This window comes from Paenibacillus sp. S28, from assembly GCF_016624415.1.
Classification (GTDB): domain Bacteria; phylum Bacillota; class Bacilli; order Paenibacillales; family Paenibacillaceae; genus Paenibacillus_AQ; species Paenibacillus_AQ favisporus.
In genome coordinates this window covers 62,590-76,482 of sequence record NZ_JACVTM010000020.1, presented here as the reverse complement: position 1 = coordinate 76,482, position 13,893 = coordinate 62,590, and the positions used below count along the sequence as shown (strand labels likewise).

The 13,893-nt window shown below is 51.1% G+C and carries 15 protein-coding genes; 14 read left to right on the top strand and 1 reads right to left on the bottom strand.

The features are described from left to right. The first annotated feature begins 6 nt into the window (after nucleotides 1-6). The 6 genes from IAE55_RS29860 (at nucleotide 7) to IAE55_RS29835 (ending at nucleotide 6,403) form a co-directional block, all read left to right on the top strand. The gene (locus IAE55_RS29860) at nucleotides 7-534 is read left to right on the top strand and encodes a YEATS-associated helix-containing protein (protein ID WP_186381917.1); all 528 of its coding nucleotides are present in this window, start codon (nucleotides 7-9) and stop codon (nucleotides 532-534) included. A gap of 135 nt (nucleotides 535-669) precedes the next feature. Next, entirely contained in the window at nucleotides 670-1,281 is a 612-nt protein-coding gene (locus tag IAE55_RS29855) for a hypothetical protein (protein WP_200634661.1), read from the top strand. A 178-nt stretch (nucleotides 1,282-1,459) separates the two neighbouring features. Next, on the top strand, nucleotides 1,460-4,174 hold the full coding sequence (locus tag IAE55_RS29850) for a LuxR C-terminal-related transcriptional regulator (RefSeq protein WP_200634660.1): 2,715 nt from the start codon (nucleotides 1,460-1,462) through the stop codon (nucleotides 4,172-4,174). 231 nt (nucleotides 4,175-4,405) lie between these two features. After that, nucleotides 4,406-4,696 (top strand): hypothetical protein, encoded by a 291-nt coding sequence (locus IAE55_RS29845; protein ID WP_145159075.1) that lies wholly within the window; start codon nucleotides 4,406-4,408, stop codon nucleotides 4,694-4,696. A 65-nt stretch (nucleotides 4,697-4,761) separates the two neighbouring features. Next, nucleotides 4,762-5,454 carry a hypothetical protein gene (locus IAE55_RS29840; RefSeq protein ID WP_186381918.1) on the top strand — a complete coding sequence of 231 codons (693 nt, stop codon included), beginning with the start codon at nucleotides 4,762-4,764 and terminating at the stop codon, nucleotides 5,452-5,454. Continuing rightward, nucleotides 5,435-6,403 carry an NAD(P)-dependent alcohol dehydrogenase gene (locus IAE55_RS29835; protein WP_145159077.1) on the top strand — a complete coding sequence of 323 codons (969 nt, stop codon included), beginning with the start codon at nucleotides 5,435-5,437 and terminating at the stop codon, nucleotides 6,401-6,403. Before IAE55_RS29840 ends, IAE55_RS29835 begins: the two co-directional genes overlap by 20 nt. Nucleotides 6,404-6,422: 19 nt before the next feature. Here the strand turns inward: IAE55_RS29835 and IAE55_RS29830 are convergent, their stop codons facing one another. Continuing rightward, complete coding sequence (locus IAE55_RS29830) at nucleotides 6,423-7,262, bottom strand: helix-turn-helix transcriptional regulator (protein ID WP_145159079.1); 840 nt, start codon at nucleotides 7,260-7,262, stop codon at nucleotides 6,423-6,425. A 138-nt stretch (nucleotides 7,263-7,400) separates the two neighbouring features. Here IAE55_RS29830 and IAE55_RS29825 point away from each other — a divergent pair, with 138 nt between their 5' ends. The 8 genes from IAE55_RS29825 (at nucleotide 7,401) to IAE55_RS29795 (ending at nucleotide 13,889) form a co-directional block, all read left to right on the top strand. After that, nucleotides 7,401-9,419, top strand: a complete 2,019-nt coding sequence (locus IAE55_RS29825; RefSeq protein ID WP_186381919.1) for a beta-galactosidase — start codon at nucleotides 7,401-7,403, stop codon at nucleotides 9,417-9,419. Nucleotides 9,420-9,533: 114 nt separating this feature from the next. Next, nucleotides 9,534-9,716, top strand: coding sequence for a DUF2524 domain-containing protein (locus tag IAE55_RS29820; RefSeq protein WP_076164415.1), 183 nt, complete (start codon nucleotides 9,534-9,536; stop codon nucleotides 9,714-9,716). A gap of 281 nt (nucleotides 9,717-9,997) precedes the next feature. Next, a complete protein-coding gene (locus IAE55_RS29815) occupies nucleotides 9,998-10,150 on the top strand; it encodes a DUF418 domain-containing protein (protein WP_145159083.1) in 153 nt (50 codons plus the stop codon). 60 nt (nucleotides 10,151-10,210) lie between these two features. Continuing rightward, a complete protein-coding gene (locus IAE55_RS29810; RefSeq protein ID WP_234489967.1) occupies nucleotides 10,211-11,704 on the top strand; it encodes a serine hydrolase domain-containing protein in 1,494 nt (497 codons plus the stop codon). A gap of 71 nt (nucleotides 11,705-11,775) precedes the next feature. Then, the gene (locus IAE55_RS29805) at nucleotides 11,776-12,126 is read left to right on the top strand and encodes an MmcQ/YjbR family DNA-binding protein (RefSeq protein WP_105442521.1); all 351 of its coding nucleotides are present in this window, start codon (nucleotides 11,776-11,778) and stop codon (nucleotides 12,124-12,126) included. A 132-nt stretch (nucleotides 12,127-12,258) separates the two neighbouring features. Beyond that, nucleotides 12,259-12,387 carry a DUF6254 family protein gene (locus IAE55_RS34005; protein WP_219845392.1) on the top strand — a complete coding sequence of 43 codons (129 nt, stop codon included), beginning with the start codon at nucleotides 12,259-12,261 and terminating at the stop codon, nucleotides 12,385-12,387. 256 nt (nucleotides 12,388-12,643) lie between these two features. Beyond that, nucleotides 12,644-13,000: a MarR family winged helix-turn-helix transcriptional regulator gene (locus tag IAE55_RS29800; protein WP_234489966.1), complete on the top strand. Its 357-nt coding sequence runs from the start codon at nucleotides 12,644-12,646 to the stop codon at nucleotides 12,998-13,000. A gap of 70 nt (nucleotides 13,001-13,070) precedes the next feature. Further along, nucleotides 13,071-13,889: an SDR family oxidoreductase gene (locus IAE55_RS29795; RefSeq protein WP_145159087.1), complete on the top strand. Its 819-nt coding sequence runs from the start codon at nucleotides 13,071-13,073 to the stop codon at nucleotides 13,887-13,889. Nucleotides 13,890-13,893 lie beyond the last annotated feature (4 nt).

The following is a 13,893-nucleotide window of genomic DNA, read 5'->3' as shown; positions in this document are numbered from 1 at the left end:
GCCCCTATGGCCGTTCAGCAGCCGTCTTCCCAAGAGGCGGCTGCTCCCCAGCCAACTAAGGAGCCTCTATGGCTGATCAATGTCGATGCGGCGTTTAAGGTCGGCTGTCTTGTGGCATTGCTGCTGATCTTGTGGTATTTGGCACGCCTTGTCTTTTTTCAGGCGCTGTCGGAAGGAGAGATTTATTTTCTGACCATGACGCTGTGCGGGTCCGTAGGAGGTGTAACCAGCTTCCTGCTGGTTAAAAACACGGATACCGACACCGGGATGCACTTTAGGGACAACAAGTCGTTCTACCTGCTGGTCACCGCGGTGTTCTGCGGAAATATTGCTTCCTTTTCCGTACCGCTGCTGCTGAATTTCATTCAATTGGAGAATGTGATCAGCACGCAGGTACCGCAAATATTTGTATTCATCGGGGTGTGCCTGATCGCAAGTACGTTTTCCGCACGGATCATAAGCAGCATTTCATCCCGGATCATTAAGCTGAATGAAAATTCAACGGTCAACATCAATAATGATAAGCAGGGGTAAAAAAGTGATAGGAGAGTGCTGGCATGCTGCGGCGCTCTTCTTTTTTTGTCTGCCGTCAACATCACAGCGGATTCTAATCGGTTTTTAATCTTGTTCTTTTATAGTGAAGTCAATTCTCTATGAAAGGTGCAGCCCATGAAAACAAAAAAGGTTTGGATCCCTGCAATCATAGCAGCTGCTGCTGCCGTCCTGCTCTTAGCTTACTATTTCTATATTTCTTCTTTTCACAGTAATGGTGATCACCTCTTGGCATCCCCGGAAGGACGTGGGTTGAGCGTGCATTCACACGGAGAACAGCGGCCTGAAGGTGGCGCGGAAATTTTTAAGTTCCTGGGAACGCTCGCCGTGTTCCTCGGTGCGGCTAGTTTCTCTTGGGTCTGGTTTAAAAAGAAAATGAAATCGCCTTCGAAGCTGGTGCGAAAAACCGGAAAATTGCTGTACGGCGTGCACAAGCTTTTGGGTTGGATAATTCTAACGCTCGTCACGGCTCACGGTTTATATTTTTTGATAACCAAGCCAGATGATCATAAAATATTTACCGGTCTTTCCGCATTCACGATCTTATTGATGATCGCCGGTTACGGCTTCTTCATAAAAAGAATTCGTAACAAGAGGATGCGCGTGGTGCATCGTTATCTCGGCATTCTGTGGGCTCCAGTGCTGCTTCTGCATGCCGGCGGATCATCCATCGTTGCAATCATTGCAACGCTTGCAGTATGGACAGTGATACGAATGCTGGAAAGATAGCCGCGGTCATCGTCGTAGAACCATACACTGAAGATGTAAAAGCAGCCGTTTATTCGTTTAAATTTTAGTGGTGGAAACATCCGATTAAAGATATCATGATGGATATAAATCATAGAATGGGGCTATCTCGGATGCGGATTGATATGAGCAAAAATGGGTTTAACGAGGGATTATATCCATGAATATTCCGGAACTTCCTGTATTATCTACTAAACTATACATCCCGCAGCCACGAACGAGGCTCGTCGCTAGGCCGCGTCTGATTGAGCGGCTGAAGGCGGGGATGGGGCGCAAGTTGACCTTAATCTCTGCTTCCGCCGGCTTTGGCAAGACGACACTGATCAGCGAATGGGCTGCCGGTTATGAACGGCCTGTCGCTTGGGTGTCTTTAGACGAAAGGGATAAGGATAGTCTGCGTCTGCTTGCGCTCCTAGTCGCTGCTTTGCAGACAATAGAGCAGCATTTCGGAGAAACCGTAATGCGTGCAATCCAATCCCAACCGCCACCGGAAGCCGAATCGATGCTCACAATGCTGCTGAATGAAATTTCAACAATGCCGTTTGAATTCGTCCTTGTGCTGGACGATTATCATGCTGTAGGAGACAGGCAGATCGATCATACCATCGCGTTTCTGGTCGAGCATTTACCGCCGCAAATGCACCTGGTGATCGCGACTCGGGAGAACCCGCAGCTTTCCCTCAGCAGGCTTCGCGCCGGCGGCCATTTAACCGAATTGCGCGACTCGGACCTGCGCTTTACTGCAGGCGAAGCAGCCGAGTTTCTCAATCAGGTGATGGGGCTGCATCTGTCAGCAGAGGATATTGACGCGCTGGATCATCGTACCGAGGGCTGGATCGCGGGGCTGCAGCTCGCGGCTCTATCGATGCAGGGACGTAATGACATTCCCGCTTTTATCCGTTCCTTCGCCGGAGACAACCGGTACATCGTCGACTATCTGGTCGAGGAGGTTCTTCAGCGTCAGCCGGCCGATGTCCGTAATTTCCTGCTTCAAACCTCGATTCTGGATCGGCTGCATGGCCCGCTGTGCGATGCCGTTACCGGCCAGAACGAAGGGGGAGCTCGGCTTCAATCGCTGGAGCAGGGCAGCTTCTTTATCGTGCCCCTGGATGACAGGCGGCAGTGGTATCGCTATCACCATCTTTTTGGTGAAGTGCTGTCCATACATTTAAGAACGGATCAGCCTGACCTCATTCCTGAACTGCATCGGCGTGCGAGTGAGTGGTACGGACGGCACGGCTCCTACGCCGAAGCAATAGGGCATGCGTTGGCCGCCAAAGACTTCCCTCGAGCGGCAGATCTGATCGAGCAGGCTTGGGCAGCCATGCGCAGGAGCAGGCAGGAATCCGCAGTGCTCGGGTGGATTCAGGCGCTGCCCAAGGAAATCATTCGCCATAGGCCCGTTCTCAGCGTTGAATATGCATGGGCGTTACTTGCCGTCGGCCAGGTCGAAGGGGCAGAGGAACGGTTACGCGATGCCGAAAGGTGGCTGGAGAATTCCTCATTGGATAGGACGCCGGAAACTTCAGCAACCGATATGTGTTACGTAGACGAGGAGGAATTTCGTCGCCTTCCGGGCACCATTGCCGGATACCGCGCCGCTTATGCCCAGGCCATGGGGGATATCCCCGCCGCCATTACATATTCGAAGAGAGTACTTGAACTCGTTCCGGCGGACGATCATCTTCGGCGCGGCGCGGCAGCCGCGCTCCTTGGTCTTGCGGCATGGACGAGCGGTGATCTTCAGGAGGCGTACCGGATGTTCAGTGAGGGAATGGCGAATGTCCGGCGGGCAGGGAACATCTCGGACGCGATCGGGGGCTCCATCGCTCTGGCCGATATAAACATAGCGTTGGGGCGGCTTCGCCAGGCCATGGATATCTTTCAGAATGGATTACTGCTTGCTGCGGAGATGGGTACTCCTGAAATGCGGGGCACAGCGGACATGTACGTCGGAATGAGCGAGCTAAGCCGGGAGCAGGGGGACTTGGACGCCGCCATGCAGCATCTGCACAGAAGCCAGGAGTTGGGTGAGCAAATGGGACTGCCCCAATATCCGTACCGCTGGCGGGTAGCTATGGCGCGTATTCGGCAATCGCAAGGAGACTTGGATGGCGCGCTTGAACTGCTTCAAGAGGCTGAGCAGCGGTATGTCGGTGATTTTTTTCCAAACGTGCGTCCGGTGTCGGCCTTGAAAGCACGCGTGTGGCTGGCTCTGAATAGATGGAGCGAGGCTGCCGAGTGGGTACACGAACAGGGGCTCTCCACAGCGGATGACCTGCACTATCTGCGCGAATTTGAGCACATAACCCTCGCCCTGGTACTTTTGCACCCGCATCCAAGTAACCTTGCACCAATTCAGGAAACGTTGGGATTCCTGGAACGCCTGTCCCAAGCAGCGGCAGACAGCGGAAGGACGGGGAGTCAAATCGAAATTTTGATCCTTCAAGCCCTTGCTCATCATAGCCAAGGTGACATGTCCTCCGCACTTGCATCGCTGGAACGAGCACTGACACTTGCAGAGCCGGAAAGGTACGTTCGGATTTTTGCAGACGAGGGCCAACCGATGGCCGCATTGCTGGAAGCAGCTTGGAATGGAGGGATCTGTCCAAACTATGTCCGGCTTCTTCTGCTATCCATTGGCAAGGAGGGGAGCGGATCGGCTGCGAAAAAGGCAGTTGGAGAGCCGCTGAGCGAACGGGAGCGGGACGTGCTGCGTCTGCTCAAAACCGATTTGAGCGGGCCTGAAATCGCACGAGAGCTCCATGTCTCGCTGAATACACTGCGAACTCATACCAAAAATATTTACGACAAGCTTGAGGTGAACAATCGTCGGGCAGCCGTTAGGCGCGCCGAAGAGCTTGATGACTTGTGACATCGCGATTTCCTTATAGCTTCGGACCTGGAAGGAGGAATAAGCCCAGGATCGGGGCTCTTTTTTATGCCGCTTACTTCGAATGAATGTACAGTGACCAATTAAAATCACCACATCTGGTGATGCCGTCTCACCACATGATCTTGTATCTTCAATTTAGGAACGGAGCTGCACGATGAAAGGAGACTGACCACGACATGAAATGGAAAGGAAATTAAGGGAGGCGGTTGAATGAACGAAACACATGATATACGAGATAACCCAAATGAGCCTGAACGGTATGAAATTCGGTTTCAGGGATATCTCGGCGACCGGTGGGCTGACGGGTTCGAGGGACTTCGTCTCAATCAAGAGCCAGACGGAACATCCATTTTGACCGGACCCGTGGCCGATCAACCCGCCTTATACGGCTTGCTTAGAAGATTCCGCGATCTCAACCTGCGGCTGATTTCAGTCATCCGGCTAGAACCACACCCGAAATCACCATCAGAGATTAATAGGACACAAGAAGGCTGTCAGTAAATATACCAGAGTGAACAGAACTTGCTAATCGTCGACAAGAATAAAAACAAAGAGGAGAAAACGATATGAACATAACAGCTTATCGCGTCATTCGTTGGAGCGGTTTATCCGCCATCTTGGCGGGCATTCTTTTTATCGTCATCCAGGCAATTCATCCGCCTGAAATTCTATCATCCGTTACCACAAAGGCCTGGGCCATCGTCCATTACATGACTCTCGCGATGTCTCTACTCGGACTGCTCGGCATAACCGGAATTTATACAAGGCAAGTCCATGTAGCCGGGTGGACCGGATTGGCCGGTTTTCTCCTGTTTGGTCTCTTTTGGACAGCTACAACGGCTTTCACCTTTGTAGAAGCTTTTGTTTTACCGGTTATCGCTGCGGATGCACCGAGTTTCGTGGAGGGGTACTTAGGGATTTTTGCCGGATCATCAGCCGTGTCCAACCTCGGGCTCCTGCCCGGAGTAGCACCTGTAGGTGGTGGGTTGTATGTGCTCGGCGGTCTGCTGCTTGGCATAGCTACGTTCCGCGCCGGGATCCTCCCGCGCTGGACAGCTGTTCTGTTGGCTTGCGCCGCTGTGTCGACACTGGCTTCATCACTGCTTCCACACCCGCTGGATCGGGTATTGGCGGTTCCGATGGGAATCGCTCTCGCAGGTATGGGTTATGCGGTTTGGTCAGAACGGAGTCTGGAAGCAGCGCAGGGACAGGTCCGAAACCAACACAGGGGGCGGAAAAATGAGAGCCGTCGTGTATGAACAATACGGACCGCCAAATGTGCTTCAGCTCAAGGAAATGACCAAGCCTGCCCCTAAAGCAGGCGACATATTAATCAAGGTCTATGCTACAACCGCTGCAGCAGGAGATTGGCGATTACGCAGGGCGGACCCTTTTCTGGCAAGACTGTTCAACGGATTGTGGAGACCGAAGCGCATCCGGATTCTCGGATTTGAACTGGCCGGTGTGGTCGAATCCACGGGATCAAGTGTTACCCGCTTCAAGCCAGGGGATGCCGTCTACGCAGCCTGTGGCAGCAGCTTTGGTGCATATTCGGAATACAAATGCCTGCCCGAGGCGGGGAGCGTGGCGCTAAAGCCGGCGAATATGACGTTTGAAGAGGCGGCTGCCGTTCCGGTTGGCGCCCTCACAGCGCTCCAGTTTCTTAGAGCAGGGAAAATAAAAAGCGGCATGCGCGTACTCGTATATGGTGCTTCAGGCAGCGTCGGCACGTATGCCGTGCAGCTGGCAAAGCACTTTGGAGCGGAAGTCACCGGAGTATGCAGCGCTTCGAATGCAGAGCTGGTGACGTCAATTGGAGCCGATCGGGTTGTGGATTATACGAAACAGCAGCTGCCTAATGACGGCCCGCCTTACGATATTATTTTCGACACGGTGGGAAAAAGCCCCTTTAAAGCATGCGTCAAGCTTTTGGCACCCAACGGTGTCTACCTTCGGGCTTATCATGTGAACCCGGTGATCATCGTTCGCGGGCTGTGGGCCAGCTTGACGAGCAGCAAGAAGGTGATTGGCGGAAATATGAAGGAAAACGCGAAAGACTTGGCCTTTCTGAAGGAACGGATCGAAGCGGGTCAGCTCCGGGCGGTTATCGACCGTCGTTATCGGCTGGAGCAAGCCGCCGAGGCACATGCCTATGTTGAGCAAGGCCACAAGAAAGGCAACGTAGTTCTAACCGTCTGTGAGGATTGAGACGCCCGTTAATAACGCATCACTTGACGTGAACGCCACGAAGTTCCCGAAACTGCTCTGGCGTAATGCCTTCGTTTTTGCGGAAACGCTGAATAAAGTACGTACTGCTGGCAAATCCGACTGTCTCCGCGACCTTTTTCACGGTCCAACCGGTTGATATCAGCAGGGATTTGGATTGTAGAATACGGCATTCGTTCAAAAACTCGATCGGCGTTTTGCCGAACAAACCGTGAAACTGCCTGCTGAAATGGGAGGGACTGTACTCTGCCTGGCTCGCCATTTGCTCGAGCGTAAGAGGCTGATGGCTGTGAGTTCGAATCCACTGCGCCGTCTCCATCAGCTTGGTGCGCATCCCCGGCTGAGGACGTTCTTCCGAGCCGTCTACGTACATGATGAACTCGGCAAGCATTTCGTACAGCATCGCGGACAACCGTGCTTCGCCTTCCTGCAGCGGGTGAAGGCCGGTGGCCAGGAGATCCGACCACAGCCGATCAAGCCGGTCCGCGCCCTCCCACGAAAATACCCATGCCTCCCGTTCACCTCTCCCTTGGAGTAACGTACTAAGACCAGGAGCCGTAAAATGAACCCACCGGATATCCCAAGGCTCGTCTTGATCGGCATAATACCGCTGGGGAACACCGGGGCCGCATAGAAAGCCGGTACCTTGGCCAAGTTCCAGTATGGTTTCACCGACTTGAATGTATCCTTTCCCACCGCGTACGATATGCCAGTTATAGGTGGAGAGTCCGTGCGTCCGGTTTTCACTGTGTGATGGCTCATCTGCATAATGTCCGAACGACTCGGGATAACAAATGAGGTTCGTGAATCGCGGGCTCGGAATGAAGTAATTGATTCTCATATCTCAGCTTCCTTTTTAGCATAATTGTTATACTATAGTATCAAAATCTTACGATTTCAGCCTCATATGATTAATAATATAATGGGTTCAAGAAGATGTTATCAAGCAAAATAATGATACATATTGGAGGAGATGCCCATGTATTTCGGCGTGGATTATTACCCTGAGCATTGGCCCGAAGAACGTTGGGCCGTTGATGCCCGAATGATGCGGGAAGCGAATATCAACATTGTCCGGCTGGCGGAATTCGCCTGGGCCAAACTGGAGCCGGAGGAAGGACGGTACGACTTTGCGTGGCTCGACCATGCCATTGAGGTGCTGGCCAAGGAAGGGATCAAGATCATTTTGGGAACACCGACGGCGGCGGCTCCCAAGTGGCTGATGGACAAATATCCGGATATGTACCCCGTCGATGTTCACGGCTTAACTAAAGGTTTTGGTACACGGAGGCATTATTGCGTTAATCATCCGGTGTATCAGAAGTATTCCGCAAGCATTGCCCGGGTCATGGCCGAGCATTACAAAGACAATGAGCACATCGTTGCTTGGCAGATCGATAACGAATTCGGCGGTCCGTGCTACTGCCAGAGCGATCTGCATGCTTTTCGGATCTGGCTCCGCGAAAAGTACGGCACTGTCGACAAGCTGAACGAAGAGTGGGGAACCGTGTTCTGGAGCCATACTTACCGCAGCTGGGAAGAAATTATGCTTCCTACGTATGCCGCAAGCGACGGCTTCAGCCAGGGCGGTTCCGGCGGATTGATGTCCACCCCATATAACCATAATCCCGGCATGCAGCTCGATTACCGCCGATTCTATTCCGACTCGACGGCCGCCTATCAGCGGCTTCAAATCGAAGAGATTCGTGCATGCACCTCCCTGCCGATCACCCATAACTTGATGGGTCATTTCAGCGAGATCGATTACTTCGACTTAGGCAAGGATCTTGACTTTATCTCTTGGGATAACTATCCGAATAATATGTGGGGCAAATCTTCGCCTCTGACCGTCGCCATGGCCCATGATCTGATGCGCGGCATCAAAAATCAAAACTACTGGATGATGGAACAGCAGAGCGGTCCGTGCGGCTGGCACTCGTTGGGCGATACGCCCGAGCCGGGACAACTTCGTTTATGGACCTATCAGGCGATCGCGCATGGAGCGGATGCCATGGTCTATTTCCGCTGGCGGGCCTGCACGGTCGGCATCGAACAGTATTGGCACGGCATCCTTGATCATGACGGCATCGGCCGGAGAAGGTACCGGGAGATCACCGCGATCGGACATGAACTCAAAGAACTGTCACCCCTGTTCGTAGGGGCCGCCAATAACAATACCGTAGCCCTCATTAAAAGCTATGATCAAGTGTGGAGCCACCGCGCTCAGCCTCATAACCGGAATTTCAGTTATGAAGCTCTGCTGGCAGGCTACTACGATGCAGTTGCCGGGCAGCATGTCGGCGTAGACGTGGTCAGCGTGGAGAATGACTTTACGCCTTACAAGCTTGTTCTGATGCCGGCATTTAATTTGACGACGGAGGAGATCGCAGACAAATGTGAGGCATATGTGGCAGGCGGCGGTGCGCTGCTCATCACGTTCCGGTCGGGAACACGTACCTGGAATAACCGGATGACGACTTTGGCCCTGCCGGGCTTGTTCCGGAGACTGGCAGGCGTTGAACTGGAAGAGTATGACTCGGTTAATTTCGGCCGGACCGTATCCGTGAGCGGAGAGTTCGGGGACGGCACCGCTTCCATGTGGTGCGATGTGCTTAAGCTGGAAGGGGCTGAGAGCCTCGCGGATTATGAGAGTCATTATTACAGCGGAACACCGGCAGTTACTGTTCACACCTATGGTAAAGGGAAGGTTTATTACGTCGGGTGCGACCTGGATGACCGGGCGATGGAGAGCTTGATGAAGCTGGTTCTGGAAAGGGAGGACGCTGTCCCATCCTTGTCCCAAAAATATGATGGAGTCGAGGCAGTTGAAAGAGAAAAGGATGGCAAAAGCTACTTAATGCTGCTGAATCACCGCAGTGAATCCGTCGATGTAGAACTGGGGGGCACGTATATAGATGCCCTGAGCAAGCAAACCATTGAAGGCCGCATTCTCCTGGAACCATACGCCGTTCATGTGCTTTTAAACCAAGGGATCTAGAGTGTGATTCGTAAAGGAACATAACCAATTTCTTCGCTGACCCCATTCTGAATAATTTCGGGTGAATCCTCCATAATAGGGAAGTACATCCAAGAGAAAATGGAGGAAAAGCATATGCTCGAAAACCTGGAAAGCAACTATGACTGCAGCAATGCCGGGGAGGATTTGCATCAGTTGAAGCAGGAGCTCGCCTCGCTCCGGGGCATGGGCAAGGAAGACCCCAAGACGCAGGAAGACATTAACCGCCTCGAGAATCAGATCGCATTTATTATGAACAAATGTGACATTAATCATTAGTTTGGCAGCAGCACCCCTAAATCCGGTATGTACCTATACCGAGTCGCGGGGTGCTTTTTTCATGGATTAAGCCATCGGTAAATACATCGTTTGCGGCATCCGGCATTGCCGTGATTAAAGACGGTCGTTCCTATTAGGGATGATCGTCTTTTCGTATAGAGGAAATGATTCCCTTACTAAAGTGTAAGGCATATGTAAGGCTTTCTCTATTCAAATCACTTTCCATTTAGCTTACATTAGCGAGGTGCGACGGAAGACAGCAAGATGAGGAGTGATGCAGAATGAATCAGGATGATACGACAATCATCGCACTTTGCATCTATGCCGTTCAGATTCCGCTCAGTTCCTTTTGGCTCAAACGGTTTCGTATGGGGCCTATGGAATGGCTATGGCGTCTGCTGACTTACGGTAAACGGATAACCATCAAAAAATAAGTAAATCGCAATCGACTCATGAAGCCAGGCAGATGTCAATGAACTAGGGAGAGAAAAAGAATGAACGCATTGAAATCATGGATCAAAATGGGCTTGTTATTACTTGCAGCCGTTATGACCATCAGCAGTATCGCTCCAGGAATCGTGTGGGCGGAGTCAAACGATAAGATCCATAAGATCGAACAGTATGTTAAAAACCAGCAAAGCATCAGTAAAATACCCGGAATCTCTTTGGTGATTGTCGAGAAAGGGACGGTATATCAAAAAGGCTTTGGATACGCGAACGTAAAGACGAAAACTCCCGTAACTTCCGATACCTTATTTGAAATCGGTTCGACGACCAAAGCTTTTACGGGTTTAGCGATTTTGCAGCTGGAGAAGCAAGGGCTGCTGCATCGGACGGATGATGTTCAAAAATACATCCCATGGTTAGAGTTAACTTATCACGGTGTGCCGCAAAAGATAACGATTAACCAGCTGCTGCATCATACCAGCGGCATCGCCTCCAATACGATCACCCGGATCCCTGAAAGCAAAGCGGACAACGCGCTTGAGCTGACGGTAAAAACATTGCGGGGCCAGACGCTGAACCGAAAGCCGGGAAGTTCCTTTGAATACGCAACGATCAATTACGACGTGCTGGGCCTAATTATCGAAGGGGTCTCCAACATGCCCTATGATCAGTACATGAAGCAGCACATTTTAGATCGGATCGGCATGACTAGCTCGTTCGTGGGTGTATCGTCGACTCAACCAGACCATATGGCTTCCGGCTATAAAATCGGATGGATGAAACATAGGCCATTCACACCTCCGATTTACCGGGGCAACACCCCTGCGGGTTATATCGTCAGCAATGCGAATGATATCGCGAAATGGATCAAGCTCCAGCTAAAGAGCGCTCCCGAACAGGTCATCGATCCCAAACTGATTCAGGAGTCGCACAATCCGGACAAGTCGGTAAATCCTTTTGACCAGAATACGTATTATGCCAACGGATGGGCGGTCATGAGCAAAAGCAAGGAAAATGTTATTTTTCATGCCGGTGAGAATCCGTCATTTACGTCGTATTTTATTTTGCAGCCGGATCAACAGCTGGGTGTGGCGATTCTCGCCAATATGAACACGAGCTATACAACGGCAATTGGACAAGGCGTGATGGACTTGTGGAAAGGGCAGTCTCCGGCGGTGAATCATACCGACAGCTATCAACTGCTGGATCGAATCGTGAGTATCCTCGAAATCATCGTCATTTTATTCGGTGTATTATGGATTGTCCTGTCAGCCCGAATCGTTAGAAAGCTAGCCGTTAAACAACGCAGGAGAAGCCCTTTAACCGGAAAAAGAAAGCTGCTGCTGCTCATCCATATTTGTATGGTTGCTGCCGTTCTAATATTTATAAGCATGCTGCCGACCCTCCTGCTCGGAGGATTACCTTGGGCATTCATTCAAGTATGGGCGCCGACGTCTATTCCTGTTTTTCTGTATAGCGTCATCACGGCTTGCATCCTTTATTTTATCTACGGATTGCTTCTACTCTTCACAAAAAAATGAAAAACCAATAGGGCTGGATTATAATAAATAATCATGTCGAATTACAAAAAATCAAGCAGTGAGGGAAGCAAATGACGATCGACGAAATCATTGAATACTGTCTGTCCTACCCGGCCTGTTATGAAGACCATCCGTTTGGAGCAGAATGGACTGTAATCCGCCATAAAGGGAACAAAAAGAGCTTTGCGCTGATTTTCCATCACAACGATCACTTGTGCGTCAATTTGAAATGCGAACCGAGCCGGTCCGATTTTTTGCGCAGTATGTTCCAAGAAGTGACGCCGGCGTATCACATGAATAAGGAGCACTGGAATACGGTGATCTTGGATGGGGACCTCCAGGATGATGATATCCATGAGATGGTAAAGCACAGCTATGAATTGACGAAGCCCAAGATCCGATTGAGAAAGGCTAAACAATGAAGTGCGATGCATGAACGCCGTCAGGAATTGTTCCGTGATAGAGGCTGTTTCTTTTCACGAATGAACAGGGCCCTGGAATGACAACATAAGGAAGTGGTATACAACTCACTTTTCCAGAGGAGGATATCTGTCATGGCTCACCAGAAAAGAAGAAATGAAGCAGCCTGGAAGTCACGCAAGCAAGAACAGCATCCCCATGGCAAAATCAAATCGCTGAAGGAATTGTCCAGCGAATATGATGAGGAGCATACTGCGAAGTAGGGAAGAGGAGACTGACGGGCTGATGTCCGGCAGTCTTCCTTTTTTGTCCGCGATGGCAATAAGGCACTAACGTGCCATTGCTCAAAATGTGAAAGTCACTTCACATTTCCATTCTTTACAAGTTGGAGAAAGTGTATTATATTTGTTTGTGCAAACATTAAATTGAACTTTGAATCGAGGCAGCGACATGTTGGACACTTATTTTAAAGAATGCTTGTATTTCACAGCCAATCGCCTCAGCAGGATTATTACCAAGATGGCCGAAGATGAGTTTGCACCAAGTGGACTAAACCCAACCTCTGCATTTCTGATGCTGACGGTGCTGGAGAAGGACGGCATTTCCCAGAAAGAAATCGGCCAAAGCCTCCATCTTAAGCCTTCCACCATTACGCGGCTCATCGAGAGCCTTCAAGCCAAAGGACTTCTCAGCAGCCGCCAGGACGGCCGAATGTCCTTGATTTACGCAACAGACCGGGGAAGAGAGATGGAGAGCCAAATCCACGAATGTTGGCAAAAGCTGCGGCAGCGTTATAACACGATATTAAACAGCCAGGACGATGAACTCTCGCTTCAGCTGAACGAGGTAAGCAACCGCTTGGAAAGTGCCGAATGAAATGAGCATTCGGTTTTTCAATCGCACAACGTTTGCTTGTGCAACTAAATAAAATATTGGAGGAGATTGAATGAATCAGCCGGTTCTTATCGTAGGCGGTACGGGGAAAACAGGGCGTCGGGTATCAGAGAAGCTGCTGCAAAAGGGAATACCGGTCCGTTCCGGATCACGTTCCGCTGAGCAGCCCTTTGATTGGAGCGATTCGTCCACATGGGAGCCTGTACTGCAAGGGACAAGGGCAGCGTATATTACCTATTATCCGGACTTGGCCGTTCCGGGTGCTGCTCAAGCGATCGGTTCGTTCGCGAGATTGGCCGTAGAAACCGGCGTGCGCCGATTAGTTCTTTTGTCCGGCCGAGGTGAGGAGGAAGCTCAGCGGAGCGAACTTGCGCTGCAGAATTCCGGCGCCGACTGGACGATCCTCCGCTGCAGCTGGTTTTGCCAGAATTTCAGCGAGAGCTTCCTGTATGACATGGTACAAGCGGGAGTGGTAGCACTGCCGGCAGGAAGCGTGAGAGAACCGTTCATTGATGCAGACGATATTGCAGATGCAGTCGTCTCGGCTTTGACAGATGACCGGCATATCGGGCAGCGGTATGAATTGACGGGTCCGCAGGCAATTACTTTTGCGGAAGCTACGTCCTTGATCGCTCAAGCCTGTCAGCGGAATATTCGGTATGTCGAGCTTACTTCCGAACAATTCCTATCCATGCTTACACAACAACAAGTACCTGATGAGTATATAACACTGCTGTCTTATTTGTTCTCCACCGTGCTGGATGGCCGAAACGAGATTCCGGCGGATGGCGTGGAGCAAATACTAGGAAGAAAGCCAAGGGATTTCTTCGACTTTGCACGGCAGGCGGCTACAGACGGAGCTTGGGGTTAAAACA